This window comes from Pseudoalteromonas sp. OOF1S-7 (assembly GCF_022347765.1).
GTDB lineage: Bacteria > Pseudomonadota > Gammaproteobacteria > Enterobacterales > Alteromonadaceae > Pseudoalteromonas.
This window is the reverse complement of sequence record NZ_JAKRFZ010000022.1, coordinates 45,163-67,020: the sequence shown is the minus strand read 5'-3', so window position 1 is coordinate 67,020 and position 21,858 is coordinate 45,163. Positions and strand designations below refer to the sequence as shown.

The following is a 21,858-nucleotide window of genomic DNA, read 5'->3' as shown; positions in this document are numbered from 1 at the left end:
CGGGATATTACTCGAGCATATCATCACATCTGAGCTTCCAGATTTTCTTGGATTTATCTGATACACATAGTTTTGACTTACACACACTCAAAGGGTTTCCAAATACCTTTTGGCATGACTTCAGGCAATTTTCGTACATAAGCGTCATGCAGACCTTGAATGGTTCAGAATTTTGTTTTGACTGATTAAAAGTCGTCTGCCTGGAAATGAGTTCTTCTACATAATATAAAAGCGACTTATATGTGTTAATGGTTTCTTCTTTTGGAAGTCGTGAAATCAACTTTTCATTATTATTCCACTCATCAAATCTTTGAATAGTAAGCTGAAGCATAGCTCTTATTCTTTTAAGCTCTGGCGGGTGGCTCCTGCGATATTCATTTTTAACACCATATTGATCTAAGTAATACCAATACATATGAGAAGGAAATGCCCCCGCTGGAGGCAGCCCTAAATCAATAAAAACTCTGCTTGCCCACTCATCCGCTTCTTTTTCTTGTTGCCTAATTTTGGCAAGCGATACCCCATCTCCATACCTATGATGGAGTACATGATGCGCAATTTCATGCGCTAACACATACCAGAGTACAAGTGAGTGTGCGCCTTGCTGCTCATTGTTGAATTTTGCACTTGAAAGCAAACGCTCAATTTCATTTTTAGTGAGATTGGCCTTTTCCCATGGCGGCTTTCCCCCGCCAAATCGGCCGGTCGCATAAGTTGAGGCTGTATATCGCGCATACTCTTCACCGAAGTTATCTATATTATAGTAATACTCAATTAAGTATCCGCTTACAATCATTCTCGTAATCACAGAGTAGCCCGTACTCAATTCAATTTCTCTCCCCCTGGCGCTCTTGAAAGCCCGAACACGCACGGGGGCTGGGCTAATTGGGACTGACACTTTAATTTCATCAATTATCCTTCGTTCATGGGGTCTAGCCACAGATTTTATATGCTTCATTCCATCGTTTAATATTCCCACTGCTTCATTTCTAACAAAAACATTACTGGCCAATAGATGAGACGAGAGCAACAGTATTATGATAAACGTCGCTATTCTTGTAATAGTGTATCGGTAAGCCATGCCTCTACTTCCTTGTATGATTTACTCATTTGACAAGTCTTGTCATCGCTTTCATTACAGTTAAAATATTCCTTCAATTCCACATTTGAAAATTTATAACTAGTAAGCGTATCTCTATAAGCCCTTAACCTTTCTGTCGCTGAGCTGATAGCTTCTCTGTGACTCTCGTATGGCGACGAGTTTTCAAAATTAATCAGATCTAGAGTATTTATGGCTGTAGCAATTCTTCTTATTCGCGACTCATGCATAGTATTTGCCAGTAAGAACTCCTTAGTCTCTGACTGCCCTGAAACTTCGTCTTTACTACTTTCACGGATATTCAAACCGTTCATTAGCGCCACGGATAAAACAATTGCCCCAAATGCTGAGAAGAAGACACCCGGGCCTACTTTTTGTAATGAAAATTTGAACCCTTTCCCTGACAGCTCGCCACTCTGAGGAGAAACAACACCAATCTTAAACAGATGCCAGCCCAAAAATATCGAAGTACCGGCAAAAAAAACGATTAACAACCTTTCAAAAGCTCTGATTATTTCGACTTCCACCCAAATCTCCTTCAAATGATAAGGCCTCAGTATTTATGTGTGCACGTATTCTCTTGTTGAACTGAGCCACTCCCTGCACGCCGAATTCGGCTGATATGGGTTATACGATGGGGTTTACTTTTAATGAGTGACTTTTGTTTTGAGCCGTTTGTGATTTAAACCGATACAACGTGACTCAATCCCTGCCTGAACAACGTAATTAAATGTATTATTAGACCCGTTTTTCCTATTTAGCAAGGTGCTGTGATCTTCGTACAGCCGTGCTTATTTCACTTTGCCATTGGTACTGGCAGGCTCCCCCAATGCTCTATCCATAGTTTTATTATTTATAATAGTGCCATTTTTACCAAGTCACATAGCACAGAAGTTATCAATCAAACGCCTATTTGAAGAGGGTATCAGTGTAGTTATTTCTGCCATGACGATCTTAACATCCTGCTCTGCGAAAATTATTGGGCATTAGCGATTGTTTTAGCGAAAGTGGTCTGTCGTTATTAGCTGTTAACACACACGGAAAACCGATTGGTAGCTGCTCGGTGCATGGGAAGAGGAATAAGACATCATTCTTTTTCGTCTTCCCTGTTAGCTTAGAACACAATCTTAAAGCAGATTTGCATTGTTTTGAGCAATTGCGACATCGGTTGCCCTGGCGTATTCGACATAGTCGACATAAAGCAGGTTAACTATCTTTCCATACTGGTTTTTCATCGGTAACTCGACCATTGCACTGCCTAATGCCCGATTTGCTTCTTTAGAAACTGGCCACACTGCGGTTGGTGGAGTGAGCGTCCATGACAGTAAAAAGAGATCGCAGGGAACGCTTGGATCTTCTTGGCATTTGCCGGTAAATTCCTCGAAACTCTTGAACTGACCTTGCTTCATTGAACTAAAACTAATGGTATCTGAATACTCATCAAATACGGTGAGATCAGCGTCAGCAACGGAGTCAGAATCCCAGTCCTGGTAAACCCAAAAACCTTGCTGAGGCTGCTCAATCGCTAAATCATTACCAATGGTCACCATCATGGCAGAACCGTCTTTAACGTAATCATTGAGTGTGCCTTCAGCCAGGCGCTTACCTTCTGGCTTGGTTTTGATCATCCAGGACCCAATTGCGTCTTCCACTTGTTGACGGAATATTGGGTAATTATCGCTGTTAATGTCATCAAAGTGGGAGAACTTAAGGATAGCGAGCTCTTTGTGGCCTTGCTGGCAGTAGGAACGAATATCGGCAAGTACTTCTGATAAATCTGGTCCGGTAATTGGACCGTGGTAAATAACAAACTTACTGCCCGTCCATTTAGGGCGCAAATCGAAGTATCTGACACCGGCTTCTAACTGGCCTTTAATTGACAGGTCTTGTGTTTTACCAAATACAGCCAGTCCGCCTTTGTACATACCTGAATCATGAGACGCAGGCAGAGTAAGTTCTGATACGGTTTTATTACCCAGTTCGCCCAACCTGTCTTGCATCCATGATGCCCGGTTTGTCAGTATGGAAGTGGAATACCACAATCCGTATAAAATAGTTTCTGACGGGTGCACCTGTACTGCGGTGTTGTTAGCAATGCCAACAGAGGGGCGTTGGCCGTCATCAAATTCAATGGCATCACTTTGCCAGTCAATTTGCGTTCCATTAATCTGGCCCTGACGTTGATAAAGCTTTCCGCCCTGACTCCATACCGTAATCACAGTTCCATCGTCAGACAATGCCACACTTGGGGCTGTACCAGACCCGAATTCGTGACTGCTACCAAAATCAATTTTGCTGCCATTTACCCGGCCAACGTGGTACCAGACTTTTGATTTACTTTGTGATTGATGTACTTCAACAACGTAACCATTGTTGTTCAGCGCCACCTGAGGGACAGAGCCTGAGTCGTATTCATGGCTGGCGTGCCAGTCAACTTTGCTGCCATTTACCTGCCCCACATGATAATAAAGGCCATTGCTAAAGGGGCTTTGGGTTTTGTGAACTTCGACCACAATACCATCGTCATTGACAGCAACATTGGGCTCGATGCCGCTATCGTATTTATGGGAACTATGCCAATTTACACCGTTTGAAGACACGTCTCCAACATGGTAATACAGCGTGGAGCCTGCTTGATTTTTATGAACTTCTACTGCCACGCCACGGTTGTTCATGGCAACAGCTGGGGTGTTGCCGTCATCGTATTGGTGGCTTGCTCCCCAGTTTACGGTTGCTTTGTTTAAGTTGCCAAACCGATAGTAAAGTTTGAAACCTTCTTCGTTCTTATGTACCTCCAGTACCTGACCAGAAGCATTGATTGCAACACTGGGAATACTGCCCGTGTCATATTGTTCTGCTAAGCCAAAAAATACATCTTTCATCGGTCAATCCTCGCATTTACCGTTTAATAAGTGATGAAAGATTAGAAGAGTCTGGGTTTACTGGGTATTACACGGTATTACGTATGCGCTGCCTAACAGCAAAATGCGCTTAGAAGCAGACGAGAAGTATCAGGAACAAGATCTGCTGGAACATCCACCTGAACATTCGCAGTTTTGAGTGGGTGTGACCTTACTTTTTTCCTTCACCCATTTTAATTCTTAACCACGCCCTATCTCAGTGAATGTTCCACTTCTAGGGGCGCCTTGATAACGCCCCTGATCTGTGGTTTAAATTAACTGACACAGAATATTGAACGGCCTCAGAAAATCAAAGCCTAAAAGAGTATTGAGCCAATCGCAATGCCTTTCAAATCCTGAGAGTTATTCCAGTAATTACAACTGTCTTTTATGGCCTTTACATGAACAGTTTCACCGGTTGCATAAGCCATCATCGCAATACTGACCATTTCCTGGAAGTTTGCAACTGAATCATCAATAGCAAAGCGTTTGGTATATGCGCAGGATGCCATATGGTTAGTGTCATTAATCTTGATGAATAAGATGCTTTTACCGCCATGATGGTAAACAGCTGCGCCAGTAAGCTTTTTACCTTTAAAGTCAGAGGCTAATAAGTTGCTTGAAAATAAAATTGCGAGTGATGCTAAGATAATTCTTTTCATTCTTCCTTTCCTGTTTTTATTTTTAAACTCAATATTATACCGGAATTTTCTCTTCTTGTAAGTATATTACTTAAAAGATGCAGCGGGGATAGAAGGGCTACAACAGCTTGGGAGTGCCTCAATTTCTAGGTCGGTATTGCTTGTTTCTTCAGAAAATCATCCATGACTCACCTTAATGCAGACTCCATTGCAGCCAACGGTTTTTTGTACTTATTTACAATCATATTAGCTGTCGAAAGCAAAATAGGCATCGTTTTTATGATAATAATCAATGGCAATGACCAAGTCGCTACAGGACCACGACGGTTTTTGAATTGCTAAATTCTCTTTAATGTCTTGCAAGTCAGCAACACTCAGAAAATAGCGGTACCCTTTTGACGAAGCATAACTTGGCTCATCATTTTCGTCACGCTCAAGTTCATCATCGTCATTTAAAACCAAAACAGAAACCTGCAAGCCTGAAAGACTCTCAGATTTCAAATACAAATGATGATCCCAAGGTAACTTATCAAGTAGATCCAAGACTTCGAAGAACGAATATTCAACTCGCATCATTTCTCCATAGACAACTCATACCCGCTAAGGGGGAAATAAATAGCTCGATTTAAATTTTTAGTGCAGCGCGAATAACCAAGCTCTATTTGTCCGCTTAAGTTACTTGTTAGCTGCCCCTTACTCCAATGCCTTTTCAGAATAAATAGCCATTTCTATGCCTGAATTTAACTTTTCTGTTAAGCTGGCTAGTCCTTTAGGAAAGTGATCATATTGATTAACCACCTCCTCTTTTAACCTGGAGTATAAAGGGAAATCCAAATAACCATCAGCGTCAAATATTTCGGAAGTTAGCCCTTCCAGCTCTGAAAAATTATCGGTTAAGAAATTTACCGCGTCAGTTACTTGAGCTGGGAAATCATCCCAACCAGCATCAGAAACATCAAAGAAACAACAAAAGTTGTGCTTTTACTTATTTTCCTATATTCATCCCTGCACAGCTAACAGCTTATTCACTAGAACGCAGAATTAAGTCAGCACCCAAAACGCATCACTCTCGAAAGCTGATTACTTTAAGGAGCAACAAACTACCACCATTGCCCCCTTCACTCAAGCCAATCTATTTAGCTCATTGTGCCAGCAGGAGTTGCAGAGACACTCACATATAAATTCGCAGAGCAAGCGCCTTCGCACCAATTTTGAGGTAGATACCTCCCTGGCTTTAGTATTTTGTTTAACAACACGTCGCCTGACTCGCTTGTAATTGCAACTTCAATTTTATATTGTATACATTATAACAAATAATAATGAGCGTAAAATGATGGATAGTGTTTTCAGACGTTTCGCGATTGCATGTCTGTGCAGTGGTTTTTCAGCCTCGGCTGTCTCTGGTCTACCTGATGGAGGGGGTGGAGGTGACGGAGGCTACAGCAGGGTATCGGGCCACAATAACGATATTATTTTGTCCAAAATGATCACTGATTTTGAACTGACACCTCTGACAAAGGATGCCTTTGGCGACAAAATCAGCATGGAAAGTGGCTTAGTTAAATTCAGCTACAAAGATGTCGCTATTCCGTTAAATGCAAACCTGGATCTTGCTATTTATCGCTCCTTAAAAACCGGCTCCATCGTTGAAATTTCAGGAAGTGACCCCGAGTTTTCTAACTGGCAGTTAGACCTGCCCAGAATTAGCCTGAATGTAATTCATCAAAGCGGACAAACAGGCGATTTTACGCATGGCTGGTGGACTGATCAGGAGTGTCATCGCCTTCGTGACGGGCAAGGAGCAATGGATATAGATGAGTATTGGAAAGGTGCGATATTACACGTACCAGAAAAGGTACATGAGCGAATGCTCTATAACAGTACGGGTGTCGGTGGCAGACTTATTACTAAGTCAAGCTGGAGTATAGATTGTTACACGCGCTCAGATGGTCAGGGGGAAGGATTTAAGGCAACATCACCCGATGGGATCACTTACTACTTTGATGTAAAAAGAACCAGTCAGTCAGGCGTTTATGATACAGCCTGGAGACGAACGCCTCATGTGGGTACTATGTATGTATCCCGGATTGAGGACAGGTTTGGTAATTATCTGACATACAATTACTCGGGTACAAAGCGACTTACCTCAATTTACTCCAACGAAGGTGCAGCAATAAAGCTTACTTATAACTCAACGGGTAAGCACATACAGCATATCAAAACCTATACCAGAAACAGTGGCAATGACTCATTCACAGGTAAAACCTGGCGTTACAACTATAACTCTGGTGCTTATAAACTTGAATCGGTTACGCTGCCAGATGGCCGCTCATGGCGCTATCAAGGTTTTAGCGCTATCTCCTACTTGCCTAGTTTTCAGGTTCCGGAGACTAGCTGTGTTGTAAACCTAAGAGACACGAGTGACTTTGGACAAAATTATGTTTGGACAGTGACTCATCCAAATGGAGCCACAGCCAGCTATGAGTTTCGGGGGGAAATTGCGGGAATGAGCAACCAGCCCAGCTTTGAAAACTATGATAAAGCGCAACGGATGAATCGCGACCCCGCTGAGAAGCTGCACTATCATCCCCGCTGCTATTTAATTAAACGGTTGAAAAAGAAAACCATTAGTAATCTGGATAAAACCTATCTTTGGCAATATCAGTATGATGAAGGCCTGGGGGGATATGCGGCGCCAACCAACAATATTAACCCAGTAGCGACAGCCATGCACGGCACGGTACCCACGGCGTATGTTGATGCAGTGAACTACCGCAGAGTTACAGTAATCCGACCGGATCGTTCGAAGACCGTAAGTTATGTCAATCGAGACTATACCTCTATCGCACAAGGAAAAGTGGTCTATTCAACAGACTATGCGGCAGATGGCACTCGGTTGTCTAGCACCCATCTCAATTATCAGAAATATGGTCAGCGGATAGGCTCTGATTTTACTCGACGTGGAAACCCAAACGACCCATACCGAATTGATCTCACGAAAGTTACTCACCGAAACTATTTACAGGATGGCATCGATGTTTTTTATACCGAGTACTCACAACATGATCTGTTTGGCAACCCAGGAAAAATCAAAGAATACTCTAACTTTTCGGCAAAGTCGCGGTATTCCAAATTTACCTATTATAACGACTATCAGCATTGGCTTATCGGATTACCACGCACTAAGCAACTCTCAGAAGATGGTGTGAATTGGTCTGCCAGTGTGGAGGAGTCGATCTATTACTCTGCCAGCGGCACATACAAATCTGCGTTATACCAGTCCAGGCAAATGGGCCGGGTTGTGAAGCGCATTTCTCAGTATCACAACAGCGGTAAACCCAAAAGAATTGAGTATGAAGGAACGGCTCGCTATGAACTATTTGAAGATTACTATCGTGGACACGCACGTAAAGTGACAGTCCCTTGCTTTACAAGCAACCATTGCAGCACAGCCAATGGCAGCAGTACAAGCACAATGAGTGCTAAGCTTGAAGTGAACTCGGACGGCAGTATCAAAAGTGTAACTGATTTTAAAGGTAATAAGGTTAGCTATGCCTATAATCAGACTGGCTGGCTGACACAAGTAAACTATGCGGATCCTCGCTGGACTGATACCCATATCAGTTACAGCAAGGTCAACCGTTATGGAGATGGCATTCCGGGCAGCGGGGTGCGTACAGGCCAGTTGAAGCAGGTAGTTTCAACGGGAGATTATCAAAGCACACTGTATTATGATGCCATGTTGCGAAAGACTTTGAAGATGCAACAAGACACCACTGACACTGCGACCAATGTTTTCAGCAGGTATGAATTTGACTTCGCAAATAAACCAGTTTTACAGTCTTTTCCAGCCGCTTCAGCGTCAAACAATGACGGTATAGAGACCCACTACGATGCACTTGGTCGGCTCACTTCGCTCATCAGAAGCCACGACGGCGCAATTACCACATTCGAATATTTACAGGGCAACAAAACACGAGTTACAGACCCAAACGGCAATCGCACAACGACTACATACCTTGCTTACGGGCAGCCAGACTATATGCAGGCAGTAAGGATACAGGCCGAGAATAGCAGTGATGTCGTAATTTCCTACAATATTTACGGCAATATCACTTCCATCAAGCAAGGTAATGTAACTGAAAAGCGTCTTTATGATGGCTATCAGCAATTGTGTAAGATCTATCGTCCCGAAACAGGGGTATCGGTGTTCAGCTTCAATGCACAGCGTCAGTTACTTTGGCGTGCCGACGGAACTACGGGCGGAACAAGCTCATGTAACAGCACGGCTGTCCCGAATAGTCACAAAGTGCACTACAGTTACGATAATTTAGGCCAGCTTAAATCGGTAAATTACCCGGACAACACGCCGGACCTCGCCTATGAGTACGATGAAAATGGCAATTTAACCAGTCTGATCAGCGCCAGTGTAACCTGGGAGTACCTGTATAACTCCAGAAATTTATTAGAAAAAGAAGTATTGTCACTGGACAATAAGCGATTTGAATTAGACTGGGGGTATGACAGTCTCGCAAATATAGCTTCGCTTACATATCCAACGGGCAAAACCATCACCTTTTTACCCAATGCTTTAGGGCAACCGACCAAGGCTGTATTCGGTAATACTGCTTATGTATCTCAGGCAAAATACCATCCCAATGGACAAGTAAAGCAGTTTACCTATGGCAACGGGATAGTTCGCAAAACCACGCAAGACTCAATAGGTCGCACAGATTCACTTACTGACCGTGCGTCGGTCACACTGTTGAGTCTGAATCCGGCTTATGACCGCAATGATAACCTGAGCCAGCTCTTAGATGGAGTCAACCCAGATAACGATATCACTGCTTTACGTTACGACGGAGCTGACCGTTTGCTTTCAGGACAAGGCCCCTGGGGCAATAGTGCTTATCAATACGATGGTCTGGGCAACATAACACGTAACTCGGCGGGCACCAACACTCTGTCATATCGCTATGACAGCACAAACAGACTGTCCTCCGTGAGTGGTGCCAATAACTATGGATTTCAATACGACAGTAGAGGCAATGTTGTTAACAATGGTCAATATTCCTTGTTATTCAATCGAGCTAACCAACTAACATCCGCAAATGGCGCCCGTTTTCTATACGACGGTAACGGACGCCGTGTGAGAAAAGAAACACAGGGTACAGCAAGCTATAGCGTGTATAGCAAAGGGGGGATGCTGCTCTATCGTTTGTCCGAAAACGGGGATAGGACCGAGAGTATCTACTTGGGTGATCAGTTAGTTGCAGAAGTAGAAAGTCGATAAGGGCAAGACATGAAACTATTAAAAGTATTTCAATATAAGTTAGTCATTCTATGTTTTTCTCTGTACTCGACATTCAGTTTAGGTAGTCAGGGAGAAACGGTTTTTATTCCAATTGCCGTTGGTGGTATTACCACAGTAATTCCAATATTACCTACACCTGATCAGGTGCAATTAAATACGGTTGGCATTAAAGGTCAATACCCTTTGTCGTGGTCTTCCGTGTCAGGTGTACAGTACTATCAAATAAAGATTATAAATGACATCGGCGAGATAACCATAGTTGAAGTCAGCTCAGCAAATTACACGCTGGCGGGTTTAGCCCTGGGTGACAATAAAATTGAAATAAAAGCATGTAATGGTGCGCACCAATGTGGCATCGCAGTATCTGCTGGCACGGTGTCCGTGGCGAATAGAATAACCTATATGCATTCAGATATTTTAGGCACCCCTGTAATGGAGTCGGATGCTGCCGGGCGCGTTGTCAATCGGAGTACATACGAGCCTTTTGGTAAACGCATGCAGGGAAATAAATCTGGCATCGGATATACTGGCCACATTGAAGACGAAGCGTTATCTTTGGTCTATATGCAGGCACGATACTATGATCCAGTGGTAGGTCGCTTCTATTCGAACGATCCGGTTGATTTCTCTGGACACAAAGCAGAAGGAAATGCAGTGCACGGATTCAATAGATATGTATACGCAAATAACAACCCGTATAAATATATTGATCCTAATGGAGAAGCTCCAATAGGTATTAATACAGGTGGTAGTGCGACCTTTCTCGGGAAAGGTAGTTTAAGTAGTATGGTACTATTTGACCCTGACACTTTAGAGTTAGCATTTGTAACAAATCAGGAAATCGGCGCAGGAGGCGGCAAAGGAGCAGGTCTATTTTTCAATGCAGTGTGGACGACAGACGATATAACAATAGACGACTTTGCTGGAACAGGGACGTCTGTCAGTGGCTCTGCTTCTGTAGTTAATGGCTCAGTTTCTTTACCAGATTCACATCATGGTGTTGAAGTATCTAAAAATGTAGCTCTTAATGGTGCTGAATCTCCGGGGCATGGGGCAATTATGGAAGCAGGAGTTGCTATCGGAGTGGGCGCAGAAGGTGGCGTTACTAGAACAAACTCTCAAGTTTATAAAACAACTATCATTACTGATGTGGTGAATGAAGTTAAATCTTGGATTGATTAGAGGTTTTGATGGTAATTTTTTTAATAATCACTTTGTTTGTTGCGGATTATTTATTTTTCGGTGTCTTGGCTCTCCTAGTAACCAAGCACCGAATTAATAACAATTTTGAACAGTTGTTCAGATGTGCTGGTTGTTTTACTTATAACAAGCAAGGAAAAATTAATTACTTCTCAGGCTCATTGTCCAAAGTAGGCTTTAAGAATAAAGAAATTTTCATTGGCATTACGAAGCTCTCATATCATAAAAAGCTATCAGATATAAGAACCGTAAATATAAAAAATCACTTTTTATGGAAGTGCCTCATCATTGAATTACACAATGGGGAAAGAGCAAAAATATTTTGTGATTCAGAGCAAATAAAAAGTCTCAATAACTATTTGGAACAATTTGAAAAATAAGAAGTAATCAAGCAAAAGCCTCGAAAGTTTCGAGGCTTTTTTATACCGTTCTCAAACATGCTAAATAGATTTCCCTTAGATACGGACGAACTTTTTCAATGTGGATATGCTGGACGAAATAGTATTGAAGGAAAATTAATATGGCACTCCCAAAAGATAACTCAATACAATTTTGCAAAGCTTTTACCCAAAGAGAGCTTGGCAGTTATAGAAGTGACAACCCAATTTGGATGACATATTGGCCAGTTATGGGACGAATGATTGAAAGAGAAGTTTAACTAAAACTTCCCTTTCAAGAATTAGTAGATGCTTTTGGCTATTCCGATAGGTTTGAAAGATACCCGCCAAACAACGCTTATATTTGGCTAGCATTGGAACACATTTGGTGCAGCTTTGACTTTTGTAAAGAAGATGTAGTAAACGCCAGAGAAGACTTTAAAGAATTAAAAGCACTTCAAGAGGGTATTGTTGAATTAGCATCAAAACTTGCCTCTAAGTTACAACGGCAATCCGAGCTATATGAAGCGTCAGGTTTTTCAAAGCCTGAGTATCAATTCATTGACGACTTAATTGAGCAGGATATTGAAGGTAATTATCTGTACAAGTGGCACGTTTCTGAAAAACGGATAACTGTCAGGTCAAATCTGAGCTAGTACAAGTAAAGCTATCTATTATCTGAGCTAAACAATGGGGTATATGGCTTCCAAGTCATGCTCTCGCCAAGCTTGGAGCTCAGGCAGTAACTTGTCTGTTACGGCATTGATAGTACCGTTGGAAATGGAGATACCTTACATATCGGCGATGTGAGCGCGGATATCCGGGTCACTGTTGCCCAGGGCAAACAGCGCAAAAATCTTGCGCTCGAAGGCGCCAGCTCGGTCACGATGCGTCTCAAGTTCGAATGCACCGGTGGGCCCTTTGACCGTTTTAGTGGATTTACCGTTCTTACGATTGGGCGCGGAGCTCTCAGCTAAGTGGTTTTCTAACTCCGCCTTCATAGCGGCTTCAGTGAGCTGCTTGATCAATGGGGTGAGCGCTCCATCTTCACCAGTGAGTTTTACCATCTTGGAGCGCTTTCAGTACAGAATCAAATTGTTGTGTAGTCATGAGTCATTTCTTTTTTTGTATCTTAACTTATCGAAATGACACAGAAAATTGAACGCTACCGCTTAAGATGATTTTCTAGCCTGATACCGTTTATTATTTTCATTTTCATAGAGGTGAATATTTCTGTCTTTTTTCTGGATGGATAAGTAAAACTTCCTTTAATTACAGTAAATTAACATTAAAGGAAAACCCTTTTTGCAATGAAAAAATACAAAGGATTATACGTTTTTTGATATTCTCGATAGCTACTGTAAATTAGCTTAATTATGTGAGCATCATCAGCATTCAAGGCTTTGGCAATAATTGGGGAAAAATCACAGTCGCAACTTCCAGCTTCAATCTCAACATTCTCAAATTTAAGCCCGGTGCTTAAATAACCCACCAATATAGCTTTCCATAACTCTTTTAACGCTAACTCTTCACTTTCTATATAAGGTAGAATGACCGATAAGGCATGACACCCTGTTACTGTATGCAATAAAGTGAAGTCATTTTGTAAGTAAAAGATTTTCAAAACAAACGCCCTAAGGGTTTCTAAGTCGATTATTTTGGGTTGAACAATTTCATTTCTAGACCTTAAAAGCCCCCCTATTTCAGACATACGGTCAACGATAATACCGGGTGAAAAATCAAAATTTTCACCTAGTGGAGATAGTCTAATTAATATATCTTCTAAGCTCTCATCAGTTGTTTCTTCACCTAACCCAAAAGATTGAAACTCTGCACTCCAATACGCGAGTGCAACTGCAATTTCACTTTTGCAGTTTGCTTCTATAGCAAACGCCAATCTAATGAGACCATGAAAAGCGGAAGCAGCTATACCGGGCAATAATTTCGGTAGAGCTTTATTAAGTACTTCTTGTAATGAACAATTTTCTAATTGGCTTTGAAAGTACTTTAAATATCTTAGGTAGCTTTTACTATTGCCAAGTTCTGACTCCATAACATCAATAGCTGTTACATTATCCAGGTTATCTATCTTTTCAAGGTTATCTATACTTTGATTGAATGTTTTCACCAATTTACTTTTCGGTGCCCCTAGCGCTTTTAAAGCAGTCAAAACCATGGGAACGTGAGTAGCCAGACCTCCACTATGTATAGGATAGTATTTTCCTGCTCGTTCAAGAAGTGTATCTAAAGTATTTGAGTCTTCCATGATTATCCATATACATTGAGCAGCCAGATTCAGTATTGCGACACTAACAGCTTGGCTAAAATTGGTAAGGCAAGGACCAGGAGAAGCTTTATTAACCCAGCGCGTTTATACGTTGATTATACAACTATTCACCACCACAGTCTTCACTTTATTCCCCCCCCTCAGAGTGAATTGGAGTGTTACCACCGTTGTAACCATTTAAACACCAAAACTTAGTATATCTGTAGAAAGATGTATGCTCAGCACTCAAATTGGCAACGAAAGCTCCAGGAAAATACCATCCGAGATCGTGCTGTGCCGAGCTGCTGACAGTCAGACCTGGTAAACAGGTTAGACGACGTGATTATGTTATAACAGGGAAGCAATTTCGCTAGGCTATGCGTGAATAAGTGCGCTTGATGCATCAACTTGAGAGGCTCACCCTGCACCTAAATAACAGGCTAAAATAGAGCAAAGCAAACAGCCCCCTGCTTTTAGTCCTTGTTCATTTCTTTGTTAGCTACCGTTACAACTTGATATGCTGCTATACCGTACCATGCCAGTGTAATCGCGACCCAAACTCGCTGTGTAACTCCTTTATATTCGATAGGCATAAATCCATAATTAAAGAACCAAAAGAAAACAACATGAATCAATGTTACTAAAACACAGAAATTCTTGAAGTACTTTGATGAATAATATTCTTGCATTTCCAATGCAAATATAACAGGAACAACTATTAGCACTGTTGTCAATCCATAAACATCATGCAATGGACTGGTCAAAATAAACACACCTGCAAAAACCCATGTTGTGCCAAATGCAAACATTGTCAAAAATGTAAATTTAGCTTTAGCAACCAACAGACAAACTAATGAAAATATACACATGGAAAGACCAATTAATACATCAGCAAGTCGATGTGTGTATGAAAAGAAAGGTGCTGCCAAAGCTAGCTCACTAATATGTTGAGATATAACACTATATCCAGATGCGAATAATCCAACAAATATATTATATAAAGCTAACCCTGGGATAAGCATCGCTTGTTTGATTGCTAGCAAATAATTTTTATTCAACGAATACTCCAAATTTCAATAGGTAGCTGAAGCCAAGTTTAGTGGCATTATACGTGGAGTTTAATTTTCCGGTAAAACGACATCCACAAAGATTAAACAGACCTTATAATACCCCATAGAACTTATTGTTATACGGATTACAGACTGTACGTGAGGATATAAGAATGCTTACCTTCACTTTGGATGATTTGGAGAGAACCTGAAATTGATGCTAATTCGCCAGCACCGGACCCAGGAACAATTTCAATTTTTAGTTCTTGGGTTTCTTTTGACATAAAGCCATAGTGACTTAACGTAAAACTTCCCGATTTACCCTCAATGCTACCAACAAACTCTTCTATTGCTGAATAAACAGCTACACCACTCTCGGTTCGTTTACTTAGCATTTGCCCCACCCCCGTACCGATAACATCACCATCATACGTTTTGTTGATAAGCATTCGCCCTGCTGGGGCAACTTCGTCTTTTGCTGGATCTAACTTTACTTCAAATGAACCTTCGGCTTTCATACTGTTTCCTTTTATGAATTGTTTATCTTCTGCTTTTGCTGGCAGTGAAAATACCAACATCAAAGCGAAAGAAATAAATAGTATTTTTTGCATAAACGTGATTTCACTTAAGAGGTATAACGACCCAGCAGCGCTAAGTAACATTGGCCAGCCTTTTACCCCGTAAGAAGTCAGAAAAAGCGCGACAATGTTACAAATCCGACTGACTTGGCTTGTTAGTTTTTTATAAACTCGACTACAAAAGTGACACCTGAAGGTATTAACTCAAACTTTTGAGAGATAATTTTGTAATCAACATACTCCTTATGAATAGACATGAATTTCTTGGCTTCTATATCTAGATCTTTTTTGGCGTATTCAGGACCAGCGAATCCTCCTGTATATATTTTTAACGTATATTGATTTTCAGCTTGGTTTGTTTGTACCGGAACAAATGAATTTCCATAAGTGGAAGACATACAACCTGTTGTAAAAATAATTCCAATGATAAGTACCAATACAATTTTAATTTTCATTTTTTACTCTCGTCGATATGTGCGCAGAAAACTAACGCTTTAGTATTTATGCGTACACAGTACGCATAATCGCTTGTTGAACCAGGCCGCTACCTGCACACCGTATCCGCCTGGCGAGGTTGATGCTGTGGGAATTGGTCTTGATGAGTAACTTTTGTTTTGAACCGTTTGTGACTTAACCCGTTACAACGTGACTCATTCCCTGCCTGAACAACGTTATTTATAAGTATCATTAGACCCATTTTTTTCCTATTTAGCAAGGTGCCATGATTTCGATATAGCGTGATTTGCTCTCCAATTTAATTCAATTTCCACTGAACGCTCCTTAAAACCTAACAGCTTATTAGCGTGAATACCGCTCAAACCCTGCCCCCAATTGCTCGCCAATTCACCACTAAGAAATTTATGCATACTAAGTAAAAAAATTACTACCATTGCTCTCATTGCTCAACCAAAATGGCTCTGTTGAAAGCGAGCCTTGTCCATAGCGAGATTTGAGGCCTCGTTATGTAGAACGACTAACTTTTTAAATTTAAAAAATTTAAAAAGATTAGCGGCATAAGCGAGACTCAAAAGTTCGAAGAAAACAAGAAGTTTGACATGATGAATAGCGATATTCATCTGTATCTGAATAGACAACATCCAAAGTAAAAACATGATTAGCCAGAGGCTGGCTAAGGTATCACTGCAACGGCCACCAGGGAGTATGGCCGCTGCAGAATACCCGGTTTTAAAGGTTAGAACGCGGTGTAAATTGCTGTCGATTGGTTAAATTCAAACACCGAGATCTGGCCGCAGCGGGCAAAGTGGTTATTGCTGCTGTAGGGGGAGTTGATCTGGCTGATATCGCCTTCCCAGCCCTGGCCGTTTTTCACAAAGGCTTTTATCTCGAACCAGCCGTTGTGGGTCTGGCTACAATCCATGTCTACATCCAGCATCCAGTAATGGGTACCCCACTGGTTCAGCGGTGTTTCACCATAACCCTGGCTTTCTACCGTGGCTTTGGTACCCCACTGGGCAGGCCACAGGTTGGTTGTCCAGTCCAGTGCGCTGCCCTGGGCATCGGCACTTTGGCCTGATTCAGCCCCCTGCCAGTCGAGGTAGTTGTCGCCCTGTTTCCAGCCTTGTGTAGTTGGGTTTTTTAGGTTGTTGTGACGAACAGGCATGGCACATTGCAGCGGCTCCTGAGCGCAATCACGGCCTAAGGTGGCTGCAAAAGTATGATCTAAGCCACCGCGCACGAACAGATCCTGGCCTGCTGCTGTTTCAGCTTTGATAAAGACCACGGTTCTCTGCCAGTCACCCGCAGGCACATCCGGCGCGTCACCCAGTTTGCTGTTATGATGAATTGCTACAGCACTCATCGCATCGACGTTGATACTTGCCAATCCACTTTGAGCAACCGTGATTTGATTACCAAGACATGCATCGCCCGCGGTATTCTTGCCGCCGCTGAGTACATCACAGTAAACGCCTGCAGTCAGGCCCGTTTGCAGCGTCTGGTTCAGGCTAAAACCTTCACGGTTAATAGCCACAAACCCTTCGTCACCACGGGAAAACGCAATCTGGTTATTGCCATTGTCCCACCAATTGTTCACGGTCCAATGGCCTGTGGTGTTGTTTCTAAATTCCATGGCGCCTGCAATCATATTGCGACGATGCTCACACTGCCACTCATTAGCAAAGCAGTTCAATGTGTTGCCCTGATGCACTGTGCTGCCCGGCGGTCCGGCATCGCCGTCATGGTTAAAGTCATAACTCGACATCACCTTTGGATAGCCGTAGGGGTAAGCCAGCATAAAGACATTAGCCAGATCATACAGGGCACCGTCTTTATAGGTCACAACGTTACCAGCCCCGCCATGACCGCGCTGATTATCGTGGTTATCGACGAATACCACAGCCAGGTGGCTCGGCATCATGCCCCAGGCTTCGCCAAAACTGTTTAGCCAGGCCAGCTTGCCGGATTTAAAGGTGTCTCCCAGTTTGGTGCTGTACTTAAACTCGGTCACCAGACCGTTGCCAAAGTACTCATCAGCGCGCACAGCCTGGCCACCCTGATCAATTACCTCCTGAAATACCAGAGGGTCACCATTCACCTTGTTCATGATGGCAGCAATATCAGACGACGCCATATGCTTACTGGCATCCAGTCTGAATCCGGCCACGCCAATGCCAACCAAATCATTCAGATAAGCAGCCAGTGTATCCTGCACATAAGCGGCGGATGTATTCAGATCGGCCAGACCAACCAGCTCACAGTTTTGTACCCGCCAGGCGTTGTTACCATAGTCGGCATCGTTAATCGCGCAGGTTTCGTGAAAATCTTGCGGGCTGTAGATGGGGTAATGCTTGTCGCCAAACGTACTACCCGCCACGCCTGTACCGCTGCCGTGTGCCATGTGGTTGATCACCGCATCAACATAAATATCGACACCCGTAGCCTTGCAGCGCGAGACCATATCGATAAACTGAGCGCGGTTTCCGCTACGACTTTCCAGTTGATAACTGACTGGCTGGTAGCGGGTCCACCAGGGTGCACCTGTGATATGCTCGCTCGGTGGTGAAACCTGCACAGCAGCGTAACCCTTTGGACCCAGGAAGGTTTCACACTCGGTCGCAATATCCTGCCAGGACCATTCGAATAAATGAACAAAGGTTGTGGGAGTCGCCAGTGTCTGAGCAGACACGCCCAACCCTGCGGTGATCAGCGCTGTATTCAGCGCTTTGAGTGATTGTTTAATCATTGTGTGTTCTCTGTTGTTGTCATAACGGTAATGTTTACATCACGGTAACAATATAGAGAGATCCGATTAAACGTCTATTGAATACGTATGCAGTCAAGTTTGTGAGTATATGAGAAGCCGGAACCGGTCAAAAACCCTCCAAAAGACCCGGCGTTAGCCTCCATTGTGGCCTAGCTCTGACACGCGCTTCACGCCTTCTGCAGCACAATATACGCCTTACTATGCACTCAATACGTAACGAGCCTGCATGGCTAACTAGTTGAAAATTATACTTTGTCACAAAAAAGTCGGCACAATTTACTTGTCCGTGCAAAGGCTTATGGTTAACACTTTTGCGCATCACAACGCAGCGAGCTACTCTATGATCCTAAAACAACTCAGATTAAGCAAGCACCTGACCCAGGCCCAGCTGGCCATGATGTCCGGGCTCAATATCCGCACTATTCAGCGGATCGAGCAGGGCCATACGCCCAGCCTGGAGTCTTTAAAATGCCTTGCTGCTGCACTGGATACCGACATTCACACATTACAGGAGGCGTCATTTATGACCGACAAACATACTCAATCGCGCCCGCTGCCACTGTGGCTGCAGATTTGGTTTTTTCTTGGCACTTTTCAGAGTCAACCAGACAGACCATTACTTAGCAGGCTTGAGCGGGTTTTACATGGTTTTGGTCTGGTATTTTGTTTCCTGGGATTACTCAGTGAGGCCGCACTGGTTGGGGGGTTGATCTTACTCGTCAACGGATACTTTATTAGCTACTGCAAATATATGGGTGACAGGTTCGCTATCTGGTGATGGCTGGCAGCAAGAGAGCTAATGTGATCCAAAGCCATATCTCAAATGGATCAATCATCCTAAGTTGTACCCACAGCAATTACAACTTTATACATTTCTTAACGGAATATTCTGACTGCGCCGCTTAACTTAGACTCACAGAATATACAAGAAGGAACAACGATGAGCGCGCGGATCCATGGTATTGACCTTGCCAGAGCGCTGGCAATTTTTGGTATGGTGGTCGTTAACTTTAAGCTCGTGATGGGTGCCAACACAGGCAGCCCCTTGCTGTTATCACTAAGCGCGCTACTGGAAGGACGCGCCGCAGCTCTGTTTGTGATCCTCGCTGGAGTCGGGCTCACTTTATCTGCTCGTAAAGCCCAGAAACATGATTTGCTACACCGAAAACAGATGCAAAACAAGGTCGCAATGCGTGGCATTTTGTTGCTTTGCCTGGGATTACTCTATTTACCCGTCTGGCCAGCGGATATTTTACACTTTTATGGCTGTTACTTTATCCTGGCTTCGTGGTTACTATTTGCTTCTCATCGTACCCTGCTAACGCTCTGTGCACTGGTTGTATCTACTTTTCCTGCCCTGTTGTTGCTCATTGATTATTCCAATGGCTGGCACTGGGAAACCCTCTCCTATCTGGATTTATGGACGCTCGATGGCCTGATAAGACGGATCTTCTATAACGGCTTTCACCCTGTATTTCCCTGGTTTGCTTTTTTACTGTTCGGTATGTGGCTTGGCCGCCAGCCGTTGCACCAAAGTGCATTACAAAAGAGACTATTTAAGATTTCAGTGATCACTTTAGTATCTGTCGAGGGTGCCTTCTATCTGCTGCGCACCCTGGCCGTGAGCGTTGGAATGCAAGATCAGGACATTCAGTTTTTGCTCAGCACCGGACCCATTCCCCCACTGCCTCAGTATCTGGTTTGTGCCACCGCCAGTTCAGTGCTCGTCTTACTGGGTTGCATCAAACTTGCGCAGCACTTTGCGCACTCAGCGGTACTAGGTTCATTGGAAGATACAGGTAAGTTATCGCTCACTTTTTATATTGCTCACGTCATTATTGGCATGGGTACGCTGGAGGCACTGAATATGCTGGGCAATCAGTCAATAGAGATGGCATTGTTGAGCAGCCTGCTGTTTTGTCTGTCAGCCTGGTGTTTTGCCATACTGTGGCGCCGCAAGTATGCTCAGGGCCCTGCCGAATGGCTGTTCAGATATCTCCTTACACGTGCAGGCACGTACTCAGACTCGCTAATACATACCCGTAAATAATACCGGGTAAAAATTTCACACGCCGGTAAAAACACCCTGCCCAATCACAGAAATAAAGTTAACACCATGATTTATATAAACATTGTTTTTGGCAAAGCATTTGCACCACAGGAGTACTAATTCTCGCAATCAAGGAGTTATTATGAGTACCAGCAAATCGGCAGCCAATAGTCAGGCAAACAGTGAACATGCACACCCAGTTTCAGATCAGCTCGCGGATTCCCTTCATCACACTGTCGATGCGCTGCACGACACGGCGGCGAAAACCGAAGAGCAATTAAGAAGCAAAGGCGAAGCGTCTAGCGAGGCTTTACAGGCTCAAAAGCGCCTGCTGGAGAAAAAGTGGAATGCTTCAGGTGTTAAAAAATACGCCACAGATAACCCGGTCAAAACTGCAGGCATTGCATTTGGCGCCGGTGTTCTTCTGACTATGCTATTGCGGAGTAAGTAATATGAGCGCGCCATCAAACCATTCGACAGAAACACACCAGACAGCCACGATGGGCGCACAGCTTACAGCCCTGATGCAGCGAGGCGAAGCAGTTACTGCAAGCTATGTAGACGTTGCCCGCGCATGTGCAGCATTGTTTAAGGCTAAACTGCGTGCCCATTTCAAAACGATCCTGTCCTGCATCATCCTGCTGATGATATCCGCACTGCTTATCTCAGCAACCTGGTTGTCTCTTCAGGGTTTGATGGCCTACGCCATGGTGCAGGCTGGCCTGAGTTGGTTTGTCTCTGCGGGGCTATTGATGGCGCTTAATCTGGCACTGATCTACTATTTGATAGCGACTGCAATACAGCTGTTTGATAAAACCACCAGCGATCTGCTTGGCATGTTTTGAATAACGAACATCGAAGGAAACACAATGACCTGGCTGGCACGTTTTATTTACCGTACTGCACACCAGGAGGTGCAGCAGCAACAACTGAGCCTGTTGAAGCAACTGTATCATGCGCAGTTCAGCAAACGTCGCTTTTGCCGCCAAGTTAAGCACTTGACCTGCACACCACAAGGTATAACGCTGCTCGCACTAAGCGGTATGTTACTGATCAGTAGTAAGCATAAGTTTTCAATATTGCGTAAGCTGGTTTTGTTCAGGCGGCTGCTCCGCCAAATATAACCCGCCAAGAATCACTCCTCTCAATTGTTGGTAGCCT

At 43.4% G+C, this 21,858-nt stretch carries 18 protein-coding genes and 1 pseudogene; 8 read left to right on the top strand and 11 right to left on the bottom strand.

Annotated features, from left to right (window positions below; translation table 11 throughout):
• Positions 1-7 precede the first annotated feature (7 nt).
• The 5 genes from MHN33_RS21665 to MHN33_RS21645 form a co-directional block, all read right to left on the bottom strand.
• Entirely contained in the window at positions 8-1,081 is a 1,074-nt protein-coding gene (locus MHN33_RS21665; RefSeq protein ID WP_239401300.1) for a hypothetical protein, read from the bottom strand.
• Positions 1,051-1,626 (bottom strand): hypothetical protein, encoded by a 576-nt coding sequence (locus MHN33_RS21660; protein WP_239401298.1) that lies wholly within the window; start codon positions 1,624-1,626, stop codon positions 1,051-1,053. Before MHN33_RS21660 ends, MHN33_RS21665 begins: the two co-directional genes overlap by 31 nt.
• Positions 1,627-2,226: 600 nt before the next feature.
• Positions 2,227-3,981 carry a hypothetical protein gene (locus MHN33_RS21655; RefSeq protein ID WP_239401296.1) on the bottom strand — a complete coding sequence of 585 codons (1,755 nt, stop codon included), beginning with the start codon at positions 3,979-3,981 and terminating at the stop codon, positions 2,227-2,229.
• Positions 3,982-4,316: 335 nt separating this feature from the next.
• Positions 4,317-4,661, bottom strand: a complete 345-nt coding sequence (locus MHN33_RS21650) for a hypothetical protein (RefSeq protein ID WP_239401294.1) — start codon at positions 4,659-4,661, stop codon at positions 4,317-4,319.
• Positions 4,662-4,886: 225 nt separating this feature from the next.
• Positions 4,887-5,216 carry a hypothetical protein gene (locus tag MHN33_RS21645; RefSeq protein WP_239401292.1) on the bottom strand — a complete coding sequence of 110 codons (330 nt, stop codon included), beginning with the start codon at positions 5,214-5,216 and terminating at the stop codon, positions 4,887-4,889.
• A gap of 754 nt (positions 5,217-5,970) precedes the next feature.
• Here MHN33_RS21645 and MHN33_RS21640 point away from each other — a divergent pair.
• The 3 genes from MHN33_RS21640 to MHN33_RS21630 all read left to right on the top strand — a co-directional run bounded on the left by MHN33_RS21640 (position 5,971) and on the right by MHN33_RS21630 (position 12,187).
• Positions 5,971-9,933, top strand: a complete 3,963-nt coding sequence (locus MHN33_RS21640; RefSeq protein WP_239401290.1) for a hypothetical protein — start codon at positions 5,971-5,973, stop codon at positions 9,931-9,933.
• Between the two features lie 9 nt (positions 9,934-9,942).
• The gene (locus MHN33_RS21635; RefSeq protein WP_239401288.1) at positions 9,943-11,136 is read left to right on the top strand and encodes an RHS repeat-associated core domain-containing protein; all 1,194 of its coding nucleotides are present in this window, start codon (positions 9,943-9,945) and stop codon (positions 11,134-11,136) included.
• 769 nt (positions 11,137-11,905) lie between these two features.
• Complete coding sequence (locus MHN33_RS21630; protein WP_239401286.1) at positions 11,906-12,187, top strand: hypothetical protein; 282 nt, start codon at positions 11,906-11,908, stop codon at positions 12,185-12,187.
• 30 nt (positions 12,188-12,217) lie between these two features.
• On the opposite strand, the pseudogene MHN33_RS21625 reads toward MHN33_RS21630, so the two are convergent.
• The 6 genes and pseudogenes from MHN33_RS21625 to MHN33_RS21600 all read right to left on the bottom strand — a co-directional run.
• A pseudogene (locus MHN33_RS21625) lies at positions 12,218-12,641 on the bottom strand (transposase); the annotation flags it as partial.
• Between the two features lie 178 nt (positions 12,642-12,819).
• A complete protein-coding gene (locus tag MHN33_RS21620; RefSeq protein WP_239401284.1) occupies positions 12,820-13,797 on the bottom strand; it encodes a questin oxidase family protein in 978 nt (325 codons plus the stop codon).
• Positions 13,798-14,270: 473 nt separating this feature from the next.
• On the bottom strand, positions 14,271-14,855 hold the full coding sequence (locus tag MHN33_RS21615) for a DUF998 domain-containing protein (protein ID WP_239401282.1): 585 nt from the start codon (positions 14,853-14,855) through the stop codon (positions 14,271-14,273).
• Between the two features lie 137 nt (positions 14,856-14,992).
• Positions 14,993-15,457, bottom strand: a complete 465-nt coding sequence (locus MHN33_RS21610) for a DUF3224 domain-containing protein (RefSeq protein WP_239401280.1) — start codon at positions 15,455-15,457, stop codon at positions 14,993-14,995.
• A 122-nt stretch (positions 15,458-15,579) separates the two neighbouring features.
• On the bottom strand, positions 15,580-15,879 hold the full coding sequence (locus MHN33_RS21605) for a hypothetical protein (RefSeq protein ID WP_239401278.1): 300 nt from the start codon (positions 15,877-15,879) through the stop codon (positions 15,580-15,582).
• A gap of 737 nt (positions 15,880-16,616) precedes the next feature.
• A complete protein-coding gene (locus MHN33_RS21600) occupies positions 16,617-18,626 on the bottom strand; it encodes an alpha-amylase family protein (protein ID WP_239401276.1) in 2,010 nt (669 codons plus the stop codon).
• Between the two features lie 361 nt (positions 18,627-18,987).
• On the opposite strand from MHN33_RS21600, the gene MHN33_RS21595 reads away from it, so the two are divergent.
• From MHN33_RS21595 to MHN33_RS21575, 5 genes are all read left to right on the top strand, one after another.
• Positions 18,988-19,425, top strand: coding sequence for a helix-turn-helix transcriptional regulator (locus tag MHN33_RS21595; protein WP_239401274.1), 438 nt, complete (start codon positions 18,988-18,990; stop codon positions 19,423-19,425).
• Between the two features lie 162 nt (positions 19,426-19,587).
• Positions 19,588-20,697, top strand: a complete 1,110-nt coding sequence (locus MHN33_RS21590; protein ID WP_239401272.1) for a heparan-alpha-glucosaminide N-acetyltransferase domain-containing protein — start codon at positions 19,588-19,590, stop codon at positions 20,695-20,697.
• Between the two features lie 142 nt (positions 20,698-20,839).
• Positions 20,840-21,148 (top strand): hypothetical protein, encoded by a 309-nt coding sequence (locus tag MHN33_RS21585; protein WP_239401270.1) that lies wholly within the window; start codon positions 20,840-20,842, stop codon positions 21,146-21,148.
• Between the two features lies 1 nt (position 21,149).
• On the top strand, positions 21,150-21,542 hold the full coding sequence (locus MHN33_RS21580; protein ID WP_239401268.1) for a hypothetical protein: 393 nt from the start codon (positions 21,150-21,152) through the stop codon (positions 21,540-21,542).
• 24 nt (positions 21,543-21,566) lie between these two features.
• Positions 21,567-21,821, top strand: coding sequence for a hypothetical protein (locus MHN33_RS21575; RefSeq protein WP_239401266.1), 255 nt, complete (start codon positions 21,567-21,569; stop codon positions 21,819-21,821).
• The last annotated feature ends 37 nt before the right edge of the window (positions 21,822-21,858 follow it).